The following is a 25,813-nucleotide window of genomic DNA, read 5'->3' as shown; positions in this document are numbered from 1 at the left end:
TGTTTTTGTACTGTCCGCTTGAGCAGTATCAATATTTGTTACTTTACTCATCAAGTATACTGTTTGTCCTAACCGCTTTGGCGGTTGCTATAATTCAAAATTCTCTGATTTTCCAGCGTTAACTCTCTAATATCTGCGGTATCGATATCACTCACAATACTGAACTCAATTTCTTTGTACTGAAGCTTTGGAATGATTTTATGCTAAAGATTTGGTATCCTCTGGCAGACATGATTGAAAAACCTGCCAATCTTTTAAAAAGACTAGCAGGTATGGCTTATCATCAATCGGAGCGGCGGGATTCGAACCCACGACCTCCACTACCCCAAAGTGGCACGCTACCAAGCTGCGCTACGCCCCGGTCAGAATTACCATTCTATAGCAAAACTCTAGGATAATCAATAGGCAAATTTAAAAAACCTTAAGTATCCCAGTAGCTTGCAGTAAATCTGGAACAGCAGAAGCATCCCATTTACCTTCTACACACCGCCCTGTATTCAAGATGAAGCGCAGACTGTAAGCATGAGGATAACCTTCCACCTCCATCCATAACAAATCGCTTTCAGCTTCACAGGCAATTTTTTCCTCTTCCATCAATTCAGTTGCGAGTTGCTTCATCGTGTCTGCTAGCTGTGCTAGTAGACGGCAAAAATCATTCAACTCGGCTTCGGTTAACTCAATTGCCCAATCATCTGTACCGACTAAACCTTTAAAATCAGGTGCATCGGGGTTCCAGCCAATACGCCAGCCAGATCCGCTTTTTACAACGCGTTCCATAAAAAGTTAAGACTTAGGAGTTATTAATTTACAACTCATAACTTTCCCATTACTTCAGTAATTCAGCACCTCCTCGTTGGGGTGGTTGTGGGGTAGTTGATGTACTAGGATTGGCTGTGGTATTCGAGTTAGGCGATAGGGTATTTTGAGAAGTAGGATTAAATATATTGACTAAGACTTGCACTAAAGCATCTCGCTGGCTGCGGGTGAGACGACTGATGGCTTTGCGATCGCCTTCTAGAGGATTTTCCCGTAGTGAATCATTTCCTGGATAGCTAGTATCATAGATAATTTCGTTCGCACCCAGGTAATCAGCTAAAGTTAGCTTCCAATCTAAGCGATAAATTGGGGCACGCCCTTTGGTATAAATGTGATATTTAATCAGGCGATTTACTAAGGTGTTGTTTTCGGCAACTTTTCCATTTTCTTTGCTGATATACTTATTTTCCCGTGGTAAATTTGGCAATTGCTGATATACTTGCTGCCAAACATCGCCAGGAGTGATTCTCTGAGCGATCGCAGGTTGGATGCTAAATAAATTTGTCTGTATTGATTTGTCAGCCCCTGAACTCAAAACAATTACACCCACTACCATTAAGGCAGTGAGTGTCTGCCAGGGCTTGAGTAGGGGTTGAATGAACGATAAATTTTTGCTCATCCTACCTTCTCTAAAGTCTTTTTTTATATTTCACCAATAATCTCTGGCTGAGTCAATTCATCGGACATTTCGATAATTGCCCTTAGCACTGGTTTCATCATCACATCTTCGTTACTTTCAAAGTCTTCATAACGCCGACGTTTAGCACGATTTGCCACCTGAACCGTAATGCGGTAACGATTTGAGGCTGCACCAATCAGCTCCTCAGCCCGGTGCATAATCTGAGACTGAGTTGTCTCGAACTTAGAACGCTTTAGCATAATTACTGGTTCTTGGGGTCATTCCCCAGTGTAGCAGTCCTGATAAATCTGCTGCTGTGTATTTAATCGCTAGCAACCTCTATGTTGATAGTTGAGAATGTTTTAATCACTTTATAAGTTAAGTTACTTATAATATTACCTAACTAAAGTGACACACCCTTATGGCTGACCTTTTGGAAACTGCTGTCAATGCGGGAACCTTCAATACCCTGGTAAAGGCTGCGGAAGCTGCAAATCTCATAGAAATTCTGAAGAGTCCTGGTTCTTTTACACTATTTGCACCAAATGATCAAGCCTTTGCCAATCTGCCAGAGGGAACTTTAGATTCGCTACTACAAGATATCCCCAAGCTCAAGAAAATTGTGGCATATCATATCGTTAGTGGGGATGTTCGGTCTGATGACTTGGTACAGATTAATGAGGCAGCGACGCTTGAAGGGTCAATTGTAGCCATTGAATCTGCCGACGGCAAATTTAAGGTAAATAACGCCAATGTCCTCAAAACAGATATTCTGACAGACAATGGCGTGATTCATATTATTGATGGGGTGTTGATGCCTGCAATGGTGGCGGGAAGCTAATGCATAAGGCATGGAGCAGGGGAGAAGGTGCAGTAGTAAGTCTTTTTGCTTTTTACCTCCTATCCCCTCTGCCCCTCTGCTTCTTGTCTACTCTCCACTCCCTACTCCCAGGATGCATCCACTGCGTTCAGGAAGAGTTAATGACAACTGCTGAGTTTCTGCTTCACCATTCCACTCAACCTCAGCAGTGCCATATAACAGCTTGTTGGGTTGAGTACGCAAACTGACGACATCTGCATTCGCCGTTGCCGAACTTGTGCCAGCGTTGATGGCAATTATCAATTCCTCTGTCCCCAAAGTTCGCGCAAAGATGTAAAGTTGTCCTTGAGCATGAAGGACTTGGTAATCACCTGTACGCAACGCTGGGTAAGTGTGGCGCAGGGCAATTAATTGACGATGACTATTGAAAATTTCTCGCTCCCACTTGGCTTCTAAAGGAAAGCTACGACGTGAGTCTGGATCTATGCCACCAGGTAAACCAACTTCATCACCATAGTAGATGCTAGGGGCACCGGGAAAGGTGAGTAGCAGTAGAGTTGACAATTCGACGCTAGCTTGATCGCCGCCTGCAATGGTCATCAATCGGGCTGTATCGTGACTTGCGAGCAAATTGAGTTGAGTTAGCTGAATTTCCCAAGGGTAAAGTTCCAGTACTTCCTGGATTTTAGTGGCGTACTCGGCAGCAAATAAGGGTGGGTAGGGTTGATAGTCGCGACTTTGGACTTGTTCTAAGACTACGCGATCGCCAGCTGCAAAGGCAATTGTTGGCCCGGTAAATAGATAATTCATTACCCCGTCAAATTGCGTCCCATCCAACCACTGCCGAGAATCTCCCCAGACTTCGCCCACAATGTAAGCTTCGGGGTTGACTGCCTTAACGCGATCGCGGAATTCCTGCCAAAAGCCAGGAGTTTTTATTTCAAATGGTACATCTAACCGCCAACCGTCGATGCCGAATTTAATCCAATATTCGGCAATTTCCATAATGTATTCGCGTACTTCTGGATTGTCGTGGTTAAATTCTGGCAAGGCGCGATTTCCTGCCCAACCTACGTAGTTTGCTCTTAATTCACCAGTGTAGGCTGCAAGAGGCCAGCCTTCTATTTTGAACCAATTTACCCAAGGCGAATGGGGGCCATTTTCTAAAACGTCGTGGAAAAAGAAAAAGCCACGACTGGAATGGTTAAACACCCCATCCAGAACGACTTTGATATTCCGTTGATGGGCTGCGTCTAGCAATTCCTTAAAAGCCTCGTTACCCCCCAGCATCGGGTCAACTTGGTAATAATCGTGGGTATGATAGCGGTGATTGCTAGCGGATTGAAAAATGGGTGTAAAGTAAATCGCGTTGATTCCCAGATCCTGTATGTAGTCTAAACCCTCCATAATGCCCCATAAGTCGCCGCCTTTATAACCTTGGAGTGTTGGCATAGCGTCCCAATCTTCCCAACGGGCTTCACGCAGCAGCCGTTTGCGCGGCTGTTTGCTTCTGGCAAAGCGATCTGGAAATATTTGGTAGAAAACAGCGTGTTTTACCCAGTCTGGTGTTTGAATTTGCATGAATAACTTTTTGTACCTTCAGAAGCGATCGTTGCAAATATTAGCTTCTTTATGGCTCTTACTTATGATAGAAAATCTGTGATTTCTCAGTAGTCATTAACGATTTATACCCATTTTTTATGAAACAAGGGGTAAAATCCCCTTGTTCTGGCCTCGCAGATAATCGCTATTAACTATTCTGACTACAATTTATTAGTGTTTAATGTTTATTAAAATTATCTTTTTTATTTATTACTTAATTATTCTTAATTTTATTTCATTTACTTTGTCCGTAATGATTTCGGCAGACACTGGATTAGTTTAATAGCTTCAGAAAAATTCCCAGGGACCCCAGTCTTGGGTAATTTTTAGATGCGGCTGCTCAAAGATGTCTCACGAGCCAGAGAAAATCACGATGAGGGAGACATAATTTATGAATATGAGTTATGAATTAGCAATTGTCTTAGGAATAACTTCCCGCCTCCTAAGCTTATTTGATGTTATCTAGGAAAAAAATAGATAACTATAGTCGCATCAAATAATCAAGGCGAAAAAACTACATAGTCTGCATTAATGCTACGACTTATCAGGGTAAACTACTTTGCTTTCACCCAATAAATTAAATTTGAGGTAAAAATGAGACACGAAAAACTTTCTCCAGGACTACTTTTGGCATTTCAAGACTATCAAAATGAAGGAGATCAAGCTTTAGTTACACACAAGCGATCGCTTGGGATAACTGCCCATAAAAGCCCGATAAAGCCAACTAAGAGCGTTGTTTTTATTTACTGCGACCCTGATGCAGACTTGAGTTATCTATCACAATATAATATTGAAGTCAATCAGAACTCTGGGAGTGTGCGGACAGCTTTCTTACCAATAGAAAGTTTAGATGTCTTATCTGAAGAAGATGTTATCCAGCGGATTAAGCCATCACGCAAACTTCATTTGAGGATGGACACTGCACTAGAAAAAGTCAAATTGCCGGAGTTTAAGAACCATACCGGACTGACTGGTAAAGGAGTAATCATCGGCATTATAGACAGTGGCATTGATCCGAAACACCCCGCCTTTGCTGGACGAATTTTACAAATTTGGGATCAAACACTACCAGGCCCAGGAGTCACAGAGGGCGGCTATGGGGGTGAATTTACGGGAGCGCAACTGACAATTTCTCAGGATACTGGCGGTCATGGGACTCACGTGGCTGGAATTGCCGCTGGTGCCGATACTACCTATGGTGGTGTAGCACCAGAGGCAGAATTAGTTGTCGTCAGATCAGATTTACAGGATGCCCACATTGCTGATGGTGTCCGTTACATTTTCCGAGTTGCTAGAGAGTTGGGACGCCCAGCAGTGGTGAATCTCAGCTTAGGTGGACACGCTGATCCCCATGATGGTAGCGATTCCTTATCCAAAGTCATTGACGCCGAAACTGGCCCTGGAAGAATTGTTTGCTGTGCTGCGGGTAACGAAGGGGACGCCAATATTCATGGACAAGCGACGATACCCAGTGGGCGCACTCGTGGTATGCGCTTTAATGTTCCTTTGAATCAAATAGGCATAGTTTGGTTAAACGCTTGGTATTCCAAAGATAGCGAATTGGAAGTGTCTGTACGGAGTCCTAACGGTTTTGTCACCCCCTTCCAAAAAATAATTACTGACGGTAATCCTGCACAAGATTACCAGTTACCAGATGCACGGGTGCAATTAGCGACACCAGGACCAGATCAAGCCAACGGCGACCATAATTTCTTTGTGCAAATACGTGGTAATGGCCCCTCGCCAGTAATGGGAGGTGTTTGGCAGCTGCGAGTCCGCAACACTTCTTCAACTGACACACGTTTAAATGTGTGGACATTAGATGACACTTCGTCAGTGTTTTTCACAGGTAAAAGCGTGAAGGATGCAATAAAAATTGGTTCCCCAGGAGCCGCCAGCAGTGCAATTACAGTTGCTGCCTATACTACTAAAACCAAGTACACAGATATTGATAACCAAGTGCGAGAAATGGGCTTAGAATTGCATACTATTTCGGAATTCAGTAGTGAAGGGCCTCTACGCAATGATGGACACAAGCCAGATATAGCAGCACCAGGAGCAATGATTGTTTCCACCCTTTCTGCCGATGCCAGTTTTGACCGCTCATCGATGATTAATTCCAAGTTTGTGGTTCAGGCTGGTACGAGTATGGCGACACCGTTGGTTAGTGGATTAGTAGCACTGCTGTTGCAGCGAGATCCTAAACTTGATCCGGCTGCTGTGAAAGACTTACTACGCAAAAATAGTGCCATTCCCGGAAAACCCGCAGGCACATTTGATCACAAATGGGGCTATGGAGTGATTAATGCTTTAAATCTGTAATTAAGCTGAGAGAGGTGGATATTATTTCTGTATAAGGGTAGGCAATAAAAACATATAAATTTGATAAGTTAAAGTAGGCAATTATTGTCTACCCTTTTTACCAAGGAATTGCTGATGAATTATCAGAAACTAGACGCCGCTCTTGCTACAGCGCTGAATGATGTTCAAGACCCAGAAGAAACTAGTTTGGAGGTTTTCATCCATACTGAACCAATTTTAGACTCTGCTGCAACTGCTATATTAGAAAGTTTAGGCGTCAGTGGTGTTACCACTGGCAAAGATATTTTTACGGCAACACTGTCACAAAATGCCATTTCCCAATTGTCAGAGCAACCTTGGGTGAAGTATTTGAAGCGATCGCAACAATTACGTTTGATTAATAGGAGAATAAATACAAGGAAGTTGGGTGTTTAATGGGCATTGCCTAACCCTACACTGCGCGGATAATTTTTTGCAGTTACTGTGAATCAGGTTTTTGTTTTTCTGGAAACTTACACTTCACCTCAATTTGCAGATTACTTTCAGCTGAACCTTCGGTAATGTAAGGAATGCCGGCTTTGCCACCCAACTTAATGCCAAATGTAAGTTTTACCTCCTCAATCTCAGCAGTATTAAAGTCTTTAAAAGCACTAAGAGCATAGATAGTATAAGAGCGAATCATTTGGCGAGCTTGTTGCATCCGAGCGATCGCATCTGTTCGCACATCCTTGTATTCTATGCCATCATCCTCCTCCTGAATTTCCTGAGTTATTTCGGTGGCTGTAACGTTAATCTCAATCTGCTCAATCTCTCCATCTGCTTGGAAAAATAGTTGCTGTACTTCTGACATAAGCTACCTCGGTTAAATTTTTATATGTCTGAAAAATTTCAGCTTGCTTGTAGAAAAATAATAGATGGTATTGTTTCTAGTAACACAGCCATCATTGTGTCTGTCAAGATTATCCCGCATTTACCAACCGAAGGTGTGTTAAATGGCACGATACGCGCTTGTTATCGGCATCACCGAGTATCTCAGCCCATCATTACCGCGTTTGTCGAAGACTATAAATGATGCTGAGGCGATCGCGCAACTCCTAGAGCAATATGGTGATTTCCAGTCTGTGCAAAGACTACCGCAGCGCTGGAATAAAGATAAAAACGGCTATGAAATGGCAGCGCAAAAAGTTACTGGCGCTCAACTTGGGCAAGATTTGAGAACTTTTTTACTAGAGCAAGCTGCTAATAATGAAGCGCTGATTTATTTTAGCGGACACGGTTTTACTATTTCCGACAATTTGGGACAACAAAAGGGATATTTGGCAAGTTCCGATTGTCAGATTGAACTTAAAGAAAACGAAAATATTGAGCAAAAATATGGCATTCCCCTAGATAGCCTTAACGACTTAATTCGAGATTCGCAATTGAGTAGTTTAGTGATGCTACTCGATTGCTGTCATAGCGGCTATTTATTAGAAAGACAGTTAATAGAAAGAACTCTTAACGCTTTCAGTTCGCAAAAAGATTATTACTTAATTACAGCTTGTGGTGGCTTTGAACGCGCCGGAGTGATTAAAAGTGAAGAATACAGCATTTTCACAGGTGCAGTTGTTAAGGGATTAGCGGCTGAAAATGCAGGTAATAGTAGGCGAATTAGTGGCGATCGCTTGTTTGATTTTGTCAGCAACGAACTTAAAGGTTCCGTACAGGAGCCGATTCGCATGGGTTGGGGACGTTCGATTACTCTGGTTACTTATCCCAAATTAGATATTCCCACAGGAGAAAAAATTGCTTTAAATCAGGAAAATCCTTATCGGGGACTTTATGCTTTTGAATCAGAGCAAGCGCAATATTTTTGTGGACGAGATGAAGCAGTTCGCACATTAATTTCGCGTTTAGCAGAAAGTCGATTTTTGGCTGTAATTGGCTATTCAGGTAGTGGTAAATCTTCTTTAGTAAAAGCGGGTTTGTTACCGCAACTTAAAGGCGATCGCCTCCCTGGAAGCAGTGAATGGGCGATCGCATCTTTTACCCCAGGAGAACATCCTTTAGGCAAATTAGTTGATATCTTAGCTCGACAACAGCAGCAAAATCAGCCGCATCTATTATTTATCGATCAATTTGAATAAATATTTACCCTTTGTCAAGACGATGAGGAACGCAAAGCTTTTATCCGCTTAATAGCACAGGACGTAAAAAAGGCTGAAGTAGAAACGCGGATAATTTTGACAATTCGCGGTGATTTCTTAAATCGTTGTGCTGACTATCGAGAAATTATTACTCTTATTAATAATATTCCTCCCACATCATTCATCATCACACCCATGTCTTTTGCTGAGTTAGAAGAAGCAATTGAAAAACCTGCAAAATTACACGGGGTAACATTTGAGCGTGGTTTAGTTTCACAAATTTCCGCCGATGTAGTCAACCGTCCTGGTGTATTACCCATACTCCAATATGCGCTTAAGGAATTGTGGCGAGTTTGCATTGAAGAACCGGAATCGCCAGAACCACTTTTAACTCGTAAAGGTTATCAGGAAATTGGCGGGGTTAAAGGAGCTTTAGATAAACGAGCGACGATTTTGTATGAAAGTTTAACAACTGTAGATCAAGCCTTTGCGCGTTGCTTGTTTATGGAATTAGTGCAGTTAGGTGAAGCTGGAGAAGTGACGCGGCGACGTGCTAGTTGGGAGAGATTAGAAGTAGTTGCAGATTCTCCACAACAATTACAACGGGTTGTAGGATTACTGGCGGGTTCTCAACAACGTTTAATTATCACGGATCAAAATACTGTAGAAGTTGCCCATGAAGCGCTTTTATCTGAGTGGAAATTACTCAATAGTTGGATTGCTGAAAATCTAGAAAATATTCGTCTTAGTCGTTCTTTAGAGGAAGATTGTCAAGAATGGCTACAAAGGTTTAATAAATCGGATGATGCATTATTGGTGGGTGCAAAATTGGCTGTAATTTCTGAGTGGGTGAATAAGACTCAGCCAAGACTTACGCCATTAGAAACAGAGTTTTTGCACAAAAGTTTGGAGAAGCGAGACAGACAAATTCAAGCTCAACTAGAGCAGGAACGTCAACTTAGAGAACTAGCAGAGTCTCGACAAAAAGAAGCAGAAGCTAGGGCCATAGCCGAAATTGAAAAAGCTATGGCAGCAGAAGATAAAGCTAAAGCGGAAGCTGCAAGAGCAAAAGAGGCAGAGGCAAGTGCTAAATATCAAAAACAACGAACTCGTCTGGCGATCACAGTAGGAGTCCTTGCTATTTTTAGCTTGATATTAGGGCAACGATGGCAACTAGAAGTTAAACAACGGGAAGCGAATACTGCTTTAGGAGTAATAAGGACGTCAAACGAGCTAATCGATGGTAATAAGCAGCTAGAGGTTTTAATAGAGAGCCTAAAAGCTTTAGAGCAAATTACAAATCCAAAATATTTGAATGAGATACAGCAAATAATTCTTCAGATAAGAGAGCGAAACAGACTCGAAGGGCACCGAGACTTAGTTACTAGTGTTAACTCTAGTCCTGATGGGAGGAAACTTACTTCTGCTAGTTATGATGGCACAGTAAAACTTTGGGATATCAATGGAGGACTAATCACAAATATGGCTATGCATACGGGTAGGGTTTATAGTGTTAAATTTAGCCCTGATAATCAACTTATAGCCTCAGCTAGTGCTGATCATACAATCATTATTTGGACTAAAGATGGTAAATATGTAAGAACTCTAAATCGTCATAAAGATGCTGTGTTTGACATAGCATTTAGCCCAGATAGTCAATATCTTGTTTCTGCCAGTAGAGACAGATCTATAATTCTTTGGAATGCCAAAAATGGTAATTTTATTAAATCTTATGTAAATGGAAGTTTAATTAGACGTATAGATTTTGCCCCAGATGGAAAGAATATTGCCTTTACAAGTGATAATAATATAAAAATTTGGAACAGGGAAACTGAAAAGAGTATAATTTTTGGAAAAGAACCAGGATTACTTAGTTCCGTAAAATTTTCTCGAAAAGCTAATATTCTTGTATCAAGTGATTATAGTGGTGAAATATATATTTGGAATATAAAAAACCTAGATAATTCAGGCAATCAAAAACCTATAAAAAAATTCAAAACTGAGCATGTAGGTTATTTAAATAATATAAATGTGAGTGACAATGGTAAAATAATTGCTTCGGCTGGAGAAGATGGTATTATTAAACTATGGGATAAAAATGGGAATTTATTAAAACATATTAAAGCCCACAAAAGTGGTGTACAAGAAGTTAGTTTTATCCCAAAGAATAACAATTTTATTGCTTCTTCTAGTGCAGATACGACTGTTAAATTGTGGTTTATTGGTGAATATTCAATACCAAAAAAATTTTATAAACAAAAGAAAAATCTAGTTCTGTATATTTGTAATAGTTTGTATATATATATAAATAATAAATTAATCTTAAAACAAGATATAGAAAATTTATTAAATATGCAAAAAACTTGTAAAACTTATATGTAAATATAGTAAAATTTGATTTAGTCCATTCTTTTTAGTAAAGATAGAAAAACAATGAATATTGAGAAAATAGCTACAATGATTTTGGAAATGACAATATCTGTTGAAAATCTAGAAGACAAAAATAATCAAGATATAGCTAGGGAAAAAATAAAAGAAAGAGTTGAAATGATATTAGACTCAGATTGTACAGGATGCCCACCGAATGATCCAGAGTGCTGTCAGCAGAGATTTATGAAAATAATTAAAATATTAAAATTAGTAAATGAGTTTGTTTCAAAATCTTCTAATAGTACTACCTATTTAAGAAAAATAGACAAAACAATGGAATTGATAGATAAAATATATAAAGATAAGGAAATTTAGTAAGGTTAAGTTATTTAAGCTATTTGCCTTTATCCTTTTTAACCATAATCTAAAATTCCCCTAGCCCAAAACTGTAAGCAAGAGTTGACAGCCACCAAACAAAAATCTTGTAAACAGACTTTGACAATTTTATTACAACTATTAAATATCTAACTTGTTATTTATAGAACCTTAGATATAGTAGAGCTACTGCCTTAAAAATTGTGTTTTGTTAAAAAAAGCTAAGTTTTTAGATTAAGACATTGCTTAATTGTCAAACTTTTGTAGCGATCACACCCCCTTCCTCATCCCAATTAATACAAAGGTTCTATTTTTCTCTTGATCGCCCCCACTATCCATCACCAGCAGCATTCTGTAAAATTCATCCCAAAGAATCAGACGATCCCCCTTACCTGTGGTGGCAGACAGTCCTAAACTGAAGATGAGAGTTGAAAGGCAGTCAGGAGAAATTTTGTGAAAAAAGTATTATCAATGATCCTTGGTGGTGGTGCGGGTACTCGGCTTTACCCCCTAACGAAACTACGTGCTAAACCAGCAGTACCAGTAGCCGGGAAGTATCGCCTAATCGATATCCCTGTCAGTAACTGCATAAATTCCGAAATATTCAAAATTTATGTCCTGACACAATTCAACTCAGCTTCCCTGAATCGTCACATCGCCCGTACCTACAACTTTACTGGCTTCACCGAAGGCTTTGTGGAAGTGCTAGCCGCACAGCAAACCCTAGAAAACCCCAACTGGTTCCAAGGTACAGCCGATGCTGTGCGTCAGTACCTGTGGCTGTTGGAAGAATGGAATGTAGACGAATATTTGATCCTCTCCGGTGATCACCTTTACCGCATGGATTATCGCCAGTTTATCCAGCGCCATAGAGAAACGGGTGCTGATATTACTCTCTCAGTCATCCCCATCGATGAGCGCCGCGCCTCGGATTTTGGCTTGATGAAAATTGACGATTCTGGTAGGGTAATTGATTTTAGCGAAAAACCCAAAGGTGAAGCGTTAATCAAAATGCGCGTTGATACAAGCGTACTGGGATTAACAAAAGAACAAGCCCAGCAACAGCCTTACATCGCCTCAATGGGGATTTATGTCTTTAAAAAAGAGGTTTTGTTCAAGTTGTTAAAAGAGGGTTTAGAAAGGACTGATTTCGGCAAAGAAATTATTCCTGATGCTTCTAAGGATTACAACGTTCAAGCTTATCTGTTTGATGACTATTGGGAAGATATTGGAACAATTGAAGCATTTTATCACGCAAATTTAGCCCTAACTCAGCAACCCCAGCCACCCTTTAGTTTCTACGATGAAGAAGCGCCAATTTATACCCGTCCTCGTTACTTACCTCCGAGTAAACTTTTAGATTGCCAGATCACAGAATCAATTATCGGCGAAGGTTGTATTCTGAAAAATTGCCGCATTCAACATTCAGTATTAGGAGTGCGATCGCGGATTGAATCTGGTTGTGTCATCGAAGAGTCTCTACTCATGGGTGCAGATTTTTATCAAGCTTCTGTAGAACGCCAATGTAACGTAGAAAAAGGCGATATTCCTGTAGGTATTGGTACTGACTCTATTATTCGCCGTGCCATCATCGATAAAAACGCCAGTATCGGTCATGATGTCAAAATTATCAATAAAGATAATGTGCAAGAAGCTGACCGCGAAAGTCAAGGTTTTTATATCCGTAGTGGTATCGTCGTGGTGCTGAAAAATGCTGTAATTCCTGATGGAACAATCATTTAATAGTTAGGAGTTAGGAGAGACGCGATTAATCGCGTCTGTACAGGAGTTAGGAGAGACGCGATTAATCGCGTCTGTACAGGAGTTAGGAGAGACGTGATTAATCGCGTCTGTACAGGAGTTAGGAGTTAATGACTAAAAATTCTGATTACTCCTCACTTTTAATTCCTCACTTTTACAGTTATTTTCAGGTAAATAGACCACGCAGTAGGGGCGCAAGGCCTTGCGCCCCTACGATAGATGTGATTCAAATACATGAAAACTGCTGTAACTTCTCACTGCTCACTTTTATTACTGATTGGTCTTCCAGGTAGCGGTAAGTCAACTTTGGCAAAAACATTACTGGCAGAATGCCCCCAGATGTCGCTGATTTCTACGGATGCCATCCGGGGGCAACTGTTCGGATCACAAGCCATTCAGGGGTCGTGGCTGCTGATTTGGCGAGAAGTAGAACGGCAATTTCAGCAAGCTATTTCTACAGAAAATACAGCAATTTTCGACGCTACCAACGCCCAGCGCCGCCATCGACGTGAAGTCATTGCTTTAGCCCGTGACTTGGGCTTTACCCAGATTACGGGAATTTGGGTGGATACGCCAGTTTGGCTGTGTTTGGCACGCAATAAAAGGCGATCGCGCCAGGTTCCAGAAGAAATTATTTTGCGGATGCACCGTCAACTCAGGGATGCTCCCCCAAGCCTGGAAGAAGGGCTAGACAGGCTGATCCGCTGATCAGAAAAATCGGAGTACGGAAATTGCGATCGCACGGTGAGCAAGAACCACACTTGATTTTCTATATTGTTTGCTAATTTAAAATCAGATTCTTTATTGCTTGGCACTATACCTAGCAATTAAACATCTGTGATCTTAAAAAAAACATAACAGGAATTTCTATAGGAGACTAGTAGATGGCTGCAACCGACTTCAAAGACTATTACGCAATTTTGGGAGTTAGTAAGACTGCCACTCAGGAGGAGATTAAACAAGCCTTTCGTAAACTAGCCCGCAAATATCATCCCGATGTCAACCCAAATAACAAACAGGCAGAAGCACGCTTCAAAGAAGTTAGCGAAGCCTACGAAGTTGTGTCAGATACAGATAAACGCAAAAAATATGACCAATTTGGTCAATATTGGAAACAAGCTGGTGAAGGTTTCCCATCCGGCGGTGTTGGTGCTGATATGGGTGGCTTTGACTTCAGTCAATACGGCAATTTTGATGAGTTCATTAATGAGTTGCTAGGACGCTTTGGCGGTGCTAGCCCTCGCGGTGGACGACAACAAAGTTACTCACAAAATTATTCAAATTACTCACAAAATTACTCTTACCGCAGTTCCACAGGTGCGCCGAGTGGTTTTAGCGGCGGCTTTAACGATTATGGGTTTGGTGATGCAAGCACGGGTACTTCCCAGGACACAGAAGCTGTAATCAGCCTAACTTTTGCTGAAGCATTTAACGGTGTGCAAAAGCGCTTCAGTTTAGGTAACGAAACAATTGATGTTCGTATCCCATCTGGGGCTAAACCTGGTACTCGCCTGCGCGTGCGGGGTAAAGGTCAAATCAACCCGATGACTCAACAACGAGGGGATTTGTACTTAAAAGTCGAACTTCAGCCGCACTCCTTCTTCCAAATGGAAGCCGATAACTTGGTGTGCGAAGTGGCAATCACACCAGATGAAGCTACCTTAGGAGCGTCTATTGATGTACCCACACCTGATGGTTCAGTTAATGTCAAGCTACCAGCGGGAGTGCGTTCTGGTCAATCACTGCGTTTACGTGGCAAAGGTTGGCCTCTCGCCAAGGGTGGACGTGGTGATCAGTTGGTGAAGGTGGCGATCGCACCACCGAAAGACCTCAGCCAACAAGAGCGGGAATATTATGAAAAAATCCGGGCTATACGTACTTATAATCCCCGCAGTCATTTGCAGCAAGTCAAGCTGTAAATATTTTGGATTGTAGAGACACGAAAATTGCGGCACGAAGTCCAGCTTCGCGTCTCTAAATTAGTTATGTATGAATTTACTGTGCCATTCTCGCCAGCATGATAGACTTAAACGCTTCTATTGCCTCCGGTGTAGCCTCAGTAGCTTGCCATGATGGGCGTGCTACTAAGCGATCATGCCAAGCGCTCAGTTTTGGATAGTCACTTAGGGAAATGCCTACACTTGGCAGCACAGTTACTACAGTTCCAGCTACAACTTCGGCAAGAGTGAGGTTTTGACTAGCAAAGTAAGGGCGATCGTCTAATAAATTTTCAAAAAACTTCAGCACTGTGGCAATTTTTTGCTGTGCCTTCTCGATTTTTTCTAGATCTCCTCCAGGCAAGCCGAGAAACTGAGGTAGAAAAGTGGTGGCTGCTGGCAAAAGCTCATTCACAGTTACCAGTTGTACCATCCGGGCGATCGCTAAATCCTTGGCATCTTTTGGCAACATCACAGGTGTCGGATATTTTGCCTCTAAATAGTCCAAAATTGCTAAGGATTCTACTATATTAAACCCATCATCTACCAACACTGGAATGTGATGGAAAGGGTTAATTGCCAAAAACTCTGGTTTAAACTGCTCTCTATCCAGTGTTATCTCTACCAATTCAAACTCAAGTCCTTTTTCCAGAAGAGTAATCCAGATGCGGCGCGAGTTGGGAGAAATAGGCGAATGATAAAGGGTTAACATGAGATAACCTCACAGCTTTATAAGTAGGGCGGACATTGCCAATCTTACACCTTATACTCAATTGAATTGTTCTAACAATGTATCAACACTGGCGTTGTGATCCAGAAAAGAAAATAAATGCCAGTAGCGAAGTTTTCCTTCTTTATCTAATACAAACTGGGCTGGTAAAGGCGCTCCCAGTGCTTGTCCTACTTGATAGGTACGAAATATGCGACAGCTTGGATCACTGAGCAACGGCATTTGTAAGCCTAAATCTCTGACAACAATTTGACTCTGCCGTTCATCGGTACTAGTAATCATCAAAACTTCTATACCACGCTTTTTAAATTGCTCATAATTCTCCTTCAAAGCTTTGATGTGAGGAAAACAAAAAGGACAATATTGTTTTTCGGTAAAGATGCGAGTAAAGGCAACTAATACTGGTTGCTTGCCTTTATAATCAGACAATTTTACTAAAGTACCGTTGGTAATATCTGGCAGTTGAAAATCTGGTGTTCCCACTCCCAACCTGAGTTGATGTGTTGCTGGAACTGGTAAAAAATTGCGGAAGAAGCGCTCATTCAATAAACCACTAAAATCAGTTGAAGTAAGCATAATTTTTACCCTGATTATTTAAATACTATTGGATGAAAAAACCACAGATACATATGGAGGTTGACACTGCTTAATGTGTATCTCTATTTATCTGTGGTTTTCATTGATTTTACTCTCAACTCCAATAGGATGGATTAGAGTTTGCTAGCTAGGAAAATTTAGACAGCAGAGAAGTATACTTTAGACTTCACTGGGTCAGGAACCATTGTCTGATCACCAGGTTGCCAACCAGCGGGGCAAACTTCGTCGGGGTGAGACTGAACATACTGAATTGCTTGTAATGTCCGCAGGGTTTCATCAACGCTGCGACCAAAAGCTAGGTTGTTGATGGTTGCGTGCTGTATGATACCATCTTTATCGATGAGGAACAGACCACGCAAGGCAATGCCTGCTGCTGGGTCAAGCACGTTATAGGCGGCGCTAATCTCTTTCTTGATGTCGGAGACTAGAGGATAATTCAGGTCGCCGACACCACCAGACTTACGATCTGTTTGAATCCAAGCGAGGTGAGAGAATTCACTGTCAACGGAAGCCCCAAGGACTTCTGTGTTAATTTTATTGAATTCTTCGTAGCGATCGCTAAATGCTGTGATCTCAGTGGGACAAACAAAGGTAAAGTCTAATGGGTAGAAAAACAGGACGACATATTTACCGCGATAATCGGAAAGTTTGATTGTCTTAAATTCCTGATCTACCACAGCCGTTGCTGCGAAATCGGGAGCTTGTTGACCAACGCGGAGGCTTCCTTCGGTTCCGTAAGTGAGGGACATTAACCTAATTCTCCTTTATCTGTTTAGTAGCGTTAGAATTCTGGTCAGCTAAAACTCACCCATCTACGCTCTCACAGTTTAATTACAATCTGTTACGACTATATCATACTCATAACGATTTTGAGTAGCAAATGCCTGATTTAGATACAAGAGAATGGTTGCTTACCAATGGCTTAGGAAGTTTTGCCAGTGGTACGGTTTCTGATGTCCGCACGCGCACTTATCATGGTTGGCTGTTTGCCGCTACAAATCCTCCTTCTGAGCGGACTCTGCTGTTTTCGCACCTAGAAGCTAGCTTGGAAGTATTAGGGAGTGTTGTGGCACTAGGGACAAATTTTTGGGGTAACGGTCAGATTGAGCCGACAGGCTACGAATTGCTACGTTGTTTTGAGATTAACCCAGTTCCAAAATGGATTTGGGGTCAAGATAACTGGCAGTTAATTAGACAATTGGTGATGCCCTATGGGTTAGTAGGGACTGGGGGCTGGGGACAAAGGGAGATAAGCAATGCCCCTGCCCAATTTGGTCATAGAATTTTGATCCAATATCGCTATGAAGGAGGTGACACAGCGATTTTACGGCTGCGACTGCTGATAGCAGAACGTGATTTTCACCACCAGCTAACTGCTAGTCAAGGATTACAGTTCTTAGAATTGGTTGGGCAACAACAAGTCTGTCTGCAAGCAAAAAATTATGGGCATTTTGGTATACCTTGGCACTTGCGCTGGACACAAGGAAATTATCAATCAGATGCAGTTTGGTATTGGAATTATGGATTGCCTGAGGAGACAAAACGGGGATTAGGCAACAAGGAAGACCTCTACAGTCCTGGTTACTTAATAGTCACACTGCAACCAGGAGATGCGGTGACTCTAGAAGCACGAGTCGGTTTTCCCGACTCGATGGCAGGTGTTCTCACCTCCGAAAGCTTTGCAGAAGCCGTGGAAGCAGAGCAAGACCGGCTCTGCCAGATTTTTGGCTGGAGCGAGCTCTCTGCTCTGCCCTCCCCTTTGCCCCCCATCCCTAAACCTGTGCCTCTTATGCCCCATGACGCCAGTCGCCTCAAGTCGGGAAACCCTTTCGGCAGTTCCTCCTGGGGGAAACCCCCAAACGCTCTCTACGAGACGCGCAAGGGACGCGGACTCGCTAACGCTGCGCTATGCGCTAAAGCATTTACCCTTGGGAGAAGACCGGACTGCCTCACGACAGCACTGGCTCCCCAATCTACAATCTGGCAGCAACTACTCAAAGCAAGCGATCAGTTTATCGTCTATAGAACCTCAATTGCAGGCCCCACAATCATTGCTGGTTATCACTGGTTTAATGACCGAGGACGCGACATATTAATCGCCTTACCTGGATTGGCATTAGTTCCACAGCGCTTTGACTTGGCAAAAAGAGTATTGGGGACTTTTGGGCATTACTGTCGCCACGGTTTGATTCCTAATGCATTTTCTGATGCCGATGGCGAACCACTTTATAACAGTATCGATGTGGCATTGTGGTGGATTGAAACTTTAGGACTTTATTTAGAAGCTACCCAAGACTGGGAATTTTTGGCAGAGCAATTCCCCGTAGTCCAACAAATCCACAAAGCCTTTGTTGGTGGTACACGCTACAATATCCAGGTTGATGCTACTGATGGGCTAATTAGTTGGGATGCTCGTGGTGTAGCCCTTACCTGGATGGATGTAGTAATTGGGGCAGACCCTCTCACTCCCCGTCATGGTAAGCCAGTGGAAATTAATGCGCTATGGTATTCAGCTTTATGTTGGCTGAGTCAGTGGGCAGAACGCTTGAGCGAGCTTAAGTTTGGCGATCCAGTGCGTCTTACTAAGCAAGCACAACGTTATACTCAGCAAGCACAACAGGTGAAAACCTCCCTGCAAAAGTTTTGGAATCCTCAGCTAGGTTATTTGTACGACACTATTGAGCCAGACGATCGCCGGAATTTTCAAATTCGTCCTAATGCCGTTTTGGCACTGTCACTGCACCATTGTGGGTTTTTTCCACAGCAAGGGTGTCAAGTACTAGATTTGGCAACTGCTAGCTTGCTTACCCCTTATGGTCTTCGCAGTCTTGATCCAGGAGATCCCGAATACAAAGGGAGATATGAGGGGAACCAAGAGCAACGCGATCGCGCTTATCACCAAGGCACTGTTTGGGCTTGGCTAATTGGCCCATTTATTCGTGCTTGGCAACGTTTTTATCCGCAACAATCACTGCCTTTTGATTGGCAACCTCTGCTAGATCACTTCCTATTTAACGCTTGTCTTGGTTCTATTTCTGAGATTTTTGATGGCGATGCACCTCATACACCCAGAGGAGCGATCGCACAAGCTTGGTCTGTTGCTGAAGTCATCCGCCACATTAAATAGTGCTGAGTAGAAGAGATAGCTATAGCTCACCATTCACTATTTGTAAATTTTAATGTAAAATTTTATCCCAAAAGTGTAATAACAGGCTGAATTTATAGTTTTTCTGATGAAAATTTTTCAGCGATAAAGTATTTAGTTGTTCAAGTAAAATAGCATCATCAAAAGGTGGTTTTGATCCCAAAATCTATGTTTGCTGACTTTTGTATATAATTTTCTTGACCGAGGAACTTCTAACCTGCTGAAAAATATCGGCTGCTCACATCTTATTATCAAAAACATGAATCTACCAATCAACTCATGAGCGAGGAACGAGAAAGAGTCGATAATGATTCCCCGTGGAAAGAAATCCTAGAAGCTTACTTCCCCCAAGCAATGCAATTTTTCTTTCCGCAAACAGCAGCACTAATTAATTGGGAACGTCCCCACGAGTTTCTTGATAAGGAATTTCAACAAATAGCCCGCGAAGCAGAACTTGGTAGAAGATATGCAGATAAATTGGTCAAAGTCTGGCAAATTCAAGGAGAGGAAATTTGGCTGTTGATTCATGTCGAAATTCAGGCAAAGTCGGAAGATAATTTTGCTCAAAGGATGTTTTCCTACAACCTGCGAATTTTTGACAAATTTGCTAAACCAGCCATTAGCCTAGCAATTTTGTGCGATGCTGACTCGACTTGGAGGCCAAATCAATACAGTTATAATTATCCCGATTGTGGTCTACATTTTAGATTTGGAACCGTCAAACTGCTCGATTATCAAAATCGATGGACAGAGTTAGAAAAGAGCGATAATCCCTTTGCGATGGTGGTAATGGCACATTTGAAAACCCAGCAAACTACTAAACAGCTGGGAAAAAGGAAAACGTAGAAATTTAGTTTAATTCGACGATTGTATGAACAAGGGCCGCAAGAAAGGGATATTCGTAACCTCTATCGTTTTATCGATTGGGTTATGATTTTACCAAAAGGATTAGAAGCAGAATTTTGGCAGGAGTTTAAAGAATTCGAGCAGGAGCGTACCATGAGTTACATTACCACAGGCGAGCGCATTGGCTACGAGCGAGGGAAGGAGGAAGGACAACAGGAACAAGCACAAACACTTGTACTACGACAGCTACAAAAACGGGTAGGAGAGTTACCACAACAGATTCGAGAACAGATTCAGAGTCTTTCTCTAGAACAATTGGAAGCACTGGGTGAGGCTTTGTTAGATTTTAGTGCGATCGCTGATTTGCTCAACTGGTTGCAAACTCATCAAACAGTTAGTGCTGAGTCCTGAGTATTAGAGGTCAAAGTTACTCTATCTTAACTCCACTTATCGCTCACTACTTATAACTTTTAAAGTGGCTCAGGTCGGAGTTGAACCAACGACCCCAGGCTTATGAGTCCCGTGCTCTAACCAACTGAGCTACTGAGCCATATTTATCCAAATCATTAACTAATATAGCATACAAATTTGCTCAAAACTAGTCCCTTTTGCAATTTTATTACAGTTTCCATCCCTGTTGAGGTAATAGAAAGCAAAAGAGGGAGGTAAACTCCCTCAACTAACAAGGCAATGATTTAGTTAGAGACAGTCAAGAATTACACGCGATTTTGTGGTAAGAAGGCTATTGGGTTAACAGCACCCTTACCTGGTGGATGGATTTCAAAGTGGCTGTGTGGGCCAGTGCTGTGACCAGTGCTGCCCATGAAAGCAATTGTTTGTCCTTGATGCACCTGCTGACCTGGTTGCACCAGAATCTTACTGTTATGAGCGTACCGAGTCAGACTGCCGTCAGGATGGCGGATATCGACAACATTACCATAGCCTCCCTTATTCCAGCCTGCTTTTTCCACTACACCATCAGCTGAGGCAGCAATCGGTGTGCCAGTGGAGTTAGCAATATCAATTCCCTTGTGCGGTCTTCCCCAACGCATACCAAAGCCAGAAGTGAGAGTACCTTTGGCAGGCCAGTTGTAAGCTAAGGTTGAAGTAGATGGAGGAGGTATCAGTTCGTCAATGGGTCTAGGCAAATATTGATCCACTGCTGCCAAAGGTGGCATCGCCTGTGGAGAAACTGTCCTTCCCCGCATCATTCCTAAGGAGTCAGAGGCATTTACTCTTCTAGGAGGCGTTGCAACTCTTGTGCTCGATGGGGTGCCAGAGGGAGTCCACTGGCTAGCAGACCCTAGATTAGGCAAGAACTCTGGGTTTACTGCCTCGGTAGGGCGTACAGCAGTACTGAATTGGGGCTTAATTGGCTGAACGCTATAGCTAGACCTAATAGGTGTAGGAACTGGAATGGGTATTGCTACACTATTCGGTCGAACTGCGGGGTTGGGTACTGGGAAATTATTGGGGGTAGAAATAGGAGTGAGCATTGCAGCATTATTCATTTCGGTAGCTGCTACTGGCACAACTAAGTTACCAGACTGTTGAGCACGATATTTCTGCTGTAACCTCTGAATTTCCCCTTGCAAGCCCCGTAAACGGTCGTTATTGTTTCCCCTTGCTACCCTATTTGTTAGTGTTTTAGGCTGTTGCATTTCAGCAAAAGCTGTTGGCACTGGACCTTCACCCCCGACGCCGTAAGAACTAGCCGTGGGAGGGGCTGTTTCTAAGTCGGTCGCACTATTTGCCTGAATCTGAACAGTTACCGGTGTAGGGACGGTAACCCTACTGTTGTCGGCAATAATTGGTGATTGTGAAGTAGGTAGATATGAGTTGGCACTACCAATATTCACAGGGGAGGTGGCAACATGAGGAGTTTTGCTGGACTCTACAAAAGTGGGGATCGCTACAATTGCCTCAACTTGAGCAGCAGGAATAATCAGTTTTTGACTAATTTGCAGTTCATTTGGATTATTGAGGTTATTTGCCTTAACAAGTTCTGGTACTGAAGTATTGTATCTGCTGGCGATCGCTGCTAATGTATCTCCAGGCTTAACTTCGTAGGCTGTTCGAGCCGATGACGCAATAACTCTTGGTGTAGCTGGTGTTAGTGCAGTCGTCTGTGTCTTGTGTTTTAACCTCGATATCAACTTTGCTTTGCTCGCATCGCCAGAAGTGCCCGACTGAGCTAATACAATTTTCTCAACTACAGTCGTCGGCTGCACCAACCCCATATCAGCTTGTGATAAATTTTTGGTTTCCCCAGAGCGCAACTGTGCCAGACTGTTTCTTAAACGGTTCGATTTTTCTTGTAAGCGATTCAGTGCGAACTCTTGTTGCGCCTTAAGTTGTGCATTTATTTCACTGTTGACTGCGCCAGATATTGCCACTGTTTGTGGCTGGGCAGTTAGTGATGCATTTGTAATACCAACACCATCAGCACTAGAGTCAGACAGATTATTGACTGTTGGGAAACTAGTTTCGGCTAAGGTATTGTTCATTCCCTGTGCCACTTGGGGCTTCAGGTGGGTGGAATTTTTATAAGCCGCTGTTGCTTGGGAAAACGTTGCTAATGCAGGAACTTGCAAAGACATTCCATTTGCCGCGACTTGCCATTTAGCTTCAAGCCCAGGCACTTGTGATACTGCCGTTGGTTCCACGATCACAGGATTTTCCGGCACGCTCGCTGATGAGACTGCTTGGGACTCCAGCTTTGTGGAGGCGAATTTCACCTGAGTGTCAGGAACAGCAGGAATCGTTGACGTTGCCTTTTGGCTGCCTACTGGCACCGCTGCTTGGGCTTGATCGCTTTGTCGAGTCACCAAAAGGCTGGTTGCTCCCATAGAGATTGCCAAGCCAATCATGGCAGCTTTTGTCCGCACCCGGCGGTTAACTTTTGGATTCATTACATTTAGCAGTTCTACCGGGGCATCATCGCTGCTGGGGTTATTGTTCAACACAGCTTTTACTCTCTTTTTCAATGCTCGTTTCAAAGACGACCTCCTATGATCACTAGCGCTTAACTGACCTTGATTTTTCAGTTGGATACTAGTCAATGATTTAGATCACAACGAACGATAGATCAAGATCACATTCACCAGAGATGCTTACGCAAGATTAACCTGCTTCTCTGATTTAGACAAGTTCACACGTGTTAGCAAAACTTAAAGTTTGCTGTGTTTTCTTGTCCCAACCACTCCTCACACCCTCACACCACTTAGGACATTTTACTCTTTACCATTGTCCGCGCCTGTCTTGCGTCAATCGCGGGGACTGGACAAACTATTTGTCAAGTCCATAGTCGCTGCTGAGAATTAAATTGCTGCGACTTCTGGAAAAGTGATGCCCCCTGCTGTAGATATCTTCAAGATATTTCTACCCAATCAGTCTTCTTCAACACGAGACTTTACGTTGATTATTCCTTAAAAAACAACCGTATTAACTATCGGCTATTTTGGGGCTGCTTTCTAGCATTCCTCAATCAAAAATGGCTCAAATACCAGATATGACTGAGTTTTAGTGCTTTTGTTCCCCAGTTTAGATGTTTCAAATTGATCAAAATCTACCATTCAAATTTGGGATTATCTCAAGTTTTATATACAAATTTCTTATAACAACCTTCGTGTCTTTGTAAGTATCTTCCACTACAATTTACGAAAAAAAGGAAATTTAAGTATACTTTGCTACGTATTACTGCCTGATTCAGAAAATTTTTGCTGCTACAAATCATTCATCTAATAGATATTTGGAGAGAGCAGTAGTAAATATACTTATAGTCATGCAGGTAAACAGCTATTGTAGATAGCCTAACTGACGACGGGTTTCAAATAAGCCAATTGCCACACTTACTGACAGATTCAAGCTGCGAACCCCCGGTTGGCTCATGGGAATATACAGAGTAGCATCGCAATCTGACAGAATTATTGGTGGTAAGCCCGTGGTTTCACTACCAAACAGCAGCCAATCATCAGGTTGAAACTGAAAGCTGACATAATTAAAATTTCCACCGACAGTATAACCCAACCATCTGCCTCCACGCTCTTGATGTACGCTTTTAAAGGCTTCTAGGGATTCATGATAGTGCAGTTTTACATAAGGCCAGTAATCTAACCCAGCTCTTTTGAGGTAGCGATCGCTAATTTCAAACCCCAAAGGCCCCACCAGATGTAACTCCGTACCTGTAGCTGCACAAGTCCGAGCAATATTACCTGTATTAGGAGGGATTTGCGGGTTAACTAAAACTACCTGAGGCATTATCCGTATAATCTACGTATTGTATAAAACAATTAGTTGTCAATGTTAAATCTACCAAAGGGTAGACACTATTCATAGGTTTTGTTAATAATAATCAAGCATCCTCCATCGATTAGATTTTTTAAACCAAGCACAAACCCTCCCAGAGCAATGGTCTGAGAGGATACTTGGTTAAAATCAGGAAATATTAAGTTTTATGAAGAGAAGGTAAGTGTTTCTGTCTTTTGGGGTGAGTGGTTGTCTCCAAGAAAATCTACCATTAGTTTGAAGACAGGAGATGCAGGCATTGGGCATTGGGCCTCATCCTCTGCCTCCTCAGTTAAGCTAATAGGGACGAACACAATTTGTCTTCGAGTTCGATTTCGCGCTCTTGGGTGGCGACAATAGCCTGAGTGATGACGCGCTGGCTGTCAAAACCGACTGAGTGTAATTGCAACCACTGTTGAGCTTCATTGCCTTCGCGGAGGATTTTGTGTAAAGGGGAAAGGAAACAGTTAAAGCCTTGTTGTTTGGCGATCGCCCAAACATCTTGGTACATTTGGGCAATCCAATCTCTGGCTAGGATACTTCTGCCATCTTGCCAATGCCTCAGTTGAGCATCGAGACTACCAGCAGCAACAGCAGCTTCGTTGTCAGCAGTCAGGGTGACGAGTTCTTCACCAGAGAAGGTACTTTGGGTTAATGGATCGATGCTGGGATTTTCGATTACTTGCAACAAACGCGCTTCTAATAAGGCAGTAATAGCTAGCAAGGCAATGGGATCTGTGACTAAATCGCAAATTCGCAATTCTAGGCGATTCAAGTCATAAGGACGGCGATCGCCATTTGGTCGCACTGATGTCCACAAATGCCGCACGTTTTGCATGGTTCCGGCAACGAGTTGATTTTCCACCCACTGAATATGATCGGCGTGGCTGGCGAATAACGGTACATGGCTAGGCGTTTGTGGAAATAGGCCCCAACGGGTGGAGTGATAGCCAGTAGTTTTGCCATCTAGGAAGGGAGATGAGGCGCTGAGGGCGAGAAATAGAGGTGCTTCCATCCGAATCACCCGACACGCCCGCATTAATACTTCTGGGTCACTGATGCCTACATTGATATGTACGCTAGCGGTAACTACTTTCGTCCCGTAGGTGTTCTCAATGTAGTCATGATAGGGGTTTGCTGGATCGGAACGCAGAAAGCGATCGCCCCCACCCAAAGATAAAGTACTCCCAGGTATCAAGGTGTAATCGCCTAAGTGATTCAGGTAGTTTCGCAACTCCCGCCTGGGACGCAGCAAGGCACACAATAAATTCTCGTAATTAGGGGATGGTTCGGTTATGTATTCGACGTTGCGGCTATCTGGCTCTCGCATAAATCCATCCAAAGCTGCAACAATTTTGTCGGAGAGACCTACGATTTCACCTTGAGGCGTGCCAGTGTAAATCTCAATCTCAAAGCCTTTTAATAAGACCACTTTGTTCTCCTCGGCTCTCTCTGCCTATAAATTGTATCGAATAACACGA

General features: G+C 42.6%; 20 protein-coding genes, 2 tRNA genes and 2 pseudogenes. 11 read left to right on the top strand and 13 right to left on the bottom strand.

Annotation, left to right across the window (positions count from 1 at the left end):
- Nucleotides 1-287: 287 nt before the first annotated feature.
- The 4 genes from V7K46_RS18720 to V7K46_RS18705 all read right to left on the bottom strand — a co-directional run bounded on the left by V7K46_RS18720 (nt 288) and on the right by V7K46_RS18705 (nt 1,695).
- Nucleotides 288-361: transfer RNA gene (locus V7K46_RS18720), tRNA-Pro, on the bottom strand.
- Nucleotides 362-411: 50 nt separating this feature from the next.
- Nucleotides 412-777, bottom strand: coding sequence for a DUF1818 family protein (locus V7K46_RS18715; RefSeq protein WP_335115669.1), 366 nt, complete (start codon nt 775-777; stop codon nt 412-414).
- 49 nt (nt 778-826) lie between these two features.
- Nucleotides 827-1,435 carry a hypothetical protein gene (locus tag V7K46_RS18710; protein WP_335115667.1) on the bottom strand — a complete coding sequence of 203 codons (609 nt, stop codon included), beginning with the start codon at nt 1,433-1,435 and terminating at the stop codon, nt 827-829.
- Between the two features lie 23 nt (nt 1,436-1,458).
- Nucleotides 1,459-1,695 carry a DNA-directed RNA polymerase subunit omega gene (locus tag V7K46_RS18705; protein ID WP_273767371.1) on the bottom strand — a complete coding sequence of 79 codons (237 nt, stop codon included), beginning with the start codon at nt 1,693-1,695 and terminating at the stop codon, nt 1,459-1,461.
- A 161-nt stretch (nt 1,696-1,856) separates the two neighbouring features.
- Here V7K46_RS18705 and V7K46_RS18700 point away from each other — a divergent pair, with 161 nt between their 5' ends.
- Nucleotides 1,857-2,276, top strand: coding sequence for a fasciclin domain-containing protein (locus V7K46_RS18700; RefSeq protein ID WP_335115665.1), 420 nt, complete (start codon nt 1,857-1,859; stop codon nt 2,274-2,276).
- 87 nt (nt 2,277-2,363) lie between these two features.
- Here V7K46_RS18700 and V7K46_RS18695 read toward each other — a convergent pair whose 3' ends face one another.
- Complete coding sequence (locus V7K46_RS18695) at nt 2,364-3,836, bottom strand: glycoside hydrolase family 13 protein (RefSeq protein WP_335115663.1); 1,473 nt, start codon at nt 3,834-3,836, stop codon at nt 2,364-2,366.
- A gap of 615 nt (nt 3,837-4,451) precedes the next feature.
- On the opposite strand from V7K46_RS18695, the gene V7K46_RS18690 reads away from it, so the two are divergent.
- Both V7K46_RS18690 and V7K46_RS18685 read left to right on the top strand, forming a co-directional pair.
- Nucleotides 4,452-6,179: a S8 family peptidase gene (locus tag V7K46_RS18690; protein ID WP_335115661.1), complete on the top strand. Its 1,728-nt coding sequence runs from the start codon at nt 4,452-4,454 to the stop codon at nt 6,177-6,179.
- A 114-nt stretch (nt 6,180-6,293) separates the two neighbouring features.
- Nucleotides 6,294-6,593 carry a hypothetical protein gene (locus V7K46_RS18685; RefSeq protein WP_335115659.1) on the top strand — a complete coding sequence of 100 codons (300 nt, stop codon included), beginning with the start codon at nt 6,294-6,296 and terminating at the stop codon, nt 6,591-6,593.
- Nucleotides 6,594-6,636: 43 nt separating this feature from the next.
- On the opposite strand, the gene V7K46_RS18680 is transcribed toward V7K46_RS18685, so the two are convergent.
- A complete protein-coding gene (locus V7K46_RS18680) occupies nt 6,637-7,008 on the bottom strand; it encodes a CU044_2847 family protein (protein ID WP_335115657.1) in 372 nt (123 codons plus the stop codon).
- Nucleotides 7,009-7,150: 142 nt separating this feature from the next.
- Here V7K46_RS18680 and V7K46_RS18675 point away from each other — a divergent pair.
- The 6 genes and pseudogenes from V7K46_RS18675 to V7K46_RS18650 form a co-directional block, all read left to right on the top strand.
- Nucleotides 7,151-9,061 (top strand): annotated as a pseudogene (locus V7K46_RS18675) (nSTAND1 domain-containing NTPase); the annotation flags it as partial.
- 249 nt (nt 9,062-9,310) lie between these two features.
- Nucleotides 9,311-10,666 carry a WD40 repeat domain-containing protein gene (locus tag V7K46_RS18670; protein WP_335115671.1) on the top strand — a complete coding sequence of 452 codons (1,356 nt, stop codon included), beginning with the start codon at nt 9,311-9,313 and terminating at the stop codon, nt 10,664-10,666.
- Between the two features lie 51 nt (nt 10,667-10,717).
- Nucleotides 10,718-11,029, top strand: coding sequence for a hypothetical protein (locus V7K46_RS18665; protein ID WP_335115655.1), 312 nt, complete (start codon nt 10,718-10,720; stop codon nt 11,027-11,029).
- Nucleotides 11,030-11,482: 453 nt separating this feature from the next.
- Complete coding sequence (locus V7K46_RS18660) at nt 11,483-12,772, top strand: glucose-1-phosphate adenylyltransferase (protein ID WP_335115653.1); 1,290 nt, start codon at nt 11,483-11,485, stop codon at nt 12,770-12,772.
- Nucleotides 12,773-13,024: 252 nt separating this feature from the next.
- On the top strand, nt 13,025-13,498 hold the full coding sequence (locus V7K46_RS18655) for an AAA family ATPase (RefSeq protein WP_335115651.1): 474 nt from the start codon (nt 13,025-13,027) through the stop codon (nt 13,496-13,498).
- Between the two features lie 176 nt (nt 13,499-13,674).
- Nucleotides 13,675-14,709 (top strand): DnaJ C-terminal domain-containing protein, encoded by a 1,035-nt coding sequence (locus tag V7K46_RS18650; RefSeq protein ID WP_335115649.1) that lies wholly within the window; start codon nt 13,675-13,677, stop codon nt 14,707-14,709.
- Between the two features lie 76 nt (nt 14,710-14,785).
- Here the strand turns inward: V7K46_RS18650 and V7K46_RS18645 are convergent, their stop codons facing one another.
- The 3 genes from V7K46_RS18645 to V7K46_RS18635 all read right to left on the bottom strand — a co-directional run bounded on the left by V7K46_RS18645 (nt 14,786) and on the right by V7K46_RS18635 (nt 16,803).
- Nucleotides 14,786-15,439, bottom strand: a complete 654-nt coding sequence (locus V7K46_RS18645; protein WP_335115647.1) for a glutathione S-transferase family protein — start codon at nt 15,437-15,439, stop codon at nt 14,786-14,788.
- Between the two features lie 57 nt (nt 15,440-15,496).
- The gene (locus V7K46_RS18640; protein ID WP_334724927.1) at nt 15,497-16,033 is read right to left on the bottom strand and encodes a peroxiredoxin family protein; all 537 of its coding nucleotides are present in this window, start codon (nt 16,031-16,033) and stop codon (nt 15,497-15,499) included.
- A gap of 158 nt (nt 16,034-16,191) precedes the next feature.
- Nucleotides 16,192-16,803, bottom strand: a complete 612-nt coding sequence (locus V7K46_RS18635; protein WP_335115645.1) for a peroxiredoxin — start codon at nt 16,801-16,803, stop codon at nt 16,192-16,194.
- A 131-nt stretch (nt 16,804-16,934) separates the two neighbouring features.
- Between V7K46_RS18635 and V7K46_RS18630 the strand changes: the two genes are divergently transcribed.
- Together V7K46_RS18630 and V7K46_RS18625 are read left to right on the top strand one after the other, a co-directional pair.
- Entirely contained in the window at nt 16,935-19,181 is a 2,247-nt protein-coding gene (locus V7K46_RS18630; protein ID WP_335115643.1) for an amylo-alpha-1,6-glucosidase, read from the top strand.
- Between the two features lie 297 nt (nt 19,182-19,478).
- A pseudogene (locus V7K46_RS18625) lies at nt 19,479-20,456 on the top strand (DUF4351 domain-containing protein).
- A 65-nt stretch (nt 20,457-20,521) separates the two neighbouring features.
- Here V7K46_RS18625 and V7K46_RS18620 read toward each other — a convergent pair.
- From V7K46_RS18620 to gshA, 4 genes are all read right to left on the bottom strand, one after another.
- Nucleotides 20,522-20,595, bottom strand: a tRNA-Met gene (locus tag V7K46_RS18620).
- 166 nt (nt 20,596-20,761) lie between these two features.
- Nucleotides 20,762-23,044: a peptidoglycan DD-metalloendopeptidase family protein gene (locus V7K46_RS18615; protein ID WP_335115641.1), complete on the bottom strand. Its 2,283-nt coding sequence runs from the start codon at nt 23,042-23,044 to the stop codon at nt 20,762-20,764.
- A 799-nt stretch (nt 23,045-23,843) separates the two neighbouring features.
- Nucleotides 23,844-24,305: a tRNA (cytidine(34)-2'-O)-methyltransferase gene (locus tag V7K46_RS18610; protein ID WP_335115639.1), complete on the bottom strand. Its 462-nt coding sequence runs from the start codon at nt 24,303-24,305 to the stop codon at nt 23,844-23,846.
- A gap of 319 nt (nt 24,306-24,624) precedes the next feature.
- Nucleotides 24,625-25,764, bottom strand: coding sequence for a glutamate--cysteine ligase (gene gshA, locus V7K46_RS18605; RefSeq protein ID WP_335115637.1), 1,140 nt, complete (start codon nt 25,762-25,764; stop codon nt 24,625-24,627).
- Between the last annotated feature and the right edge of the window lie 49 nt (nt 25,765-25,813).

The sequence above is a fragment of the Nostoc sp. genome, assembly GCF_036917395.1.
Classification (GTDB): Bacteria; Cyanobacteriota; Cyanobacteriia; order Cyanobacteriales; family Nostocaceae; genus Nostoc.
Note: the sequence above shows the minus strand (reverse complement) of the source record. Positions and strands in the feature narration are given on the sequence as shown.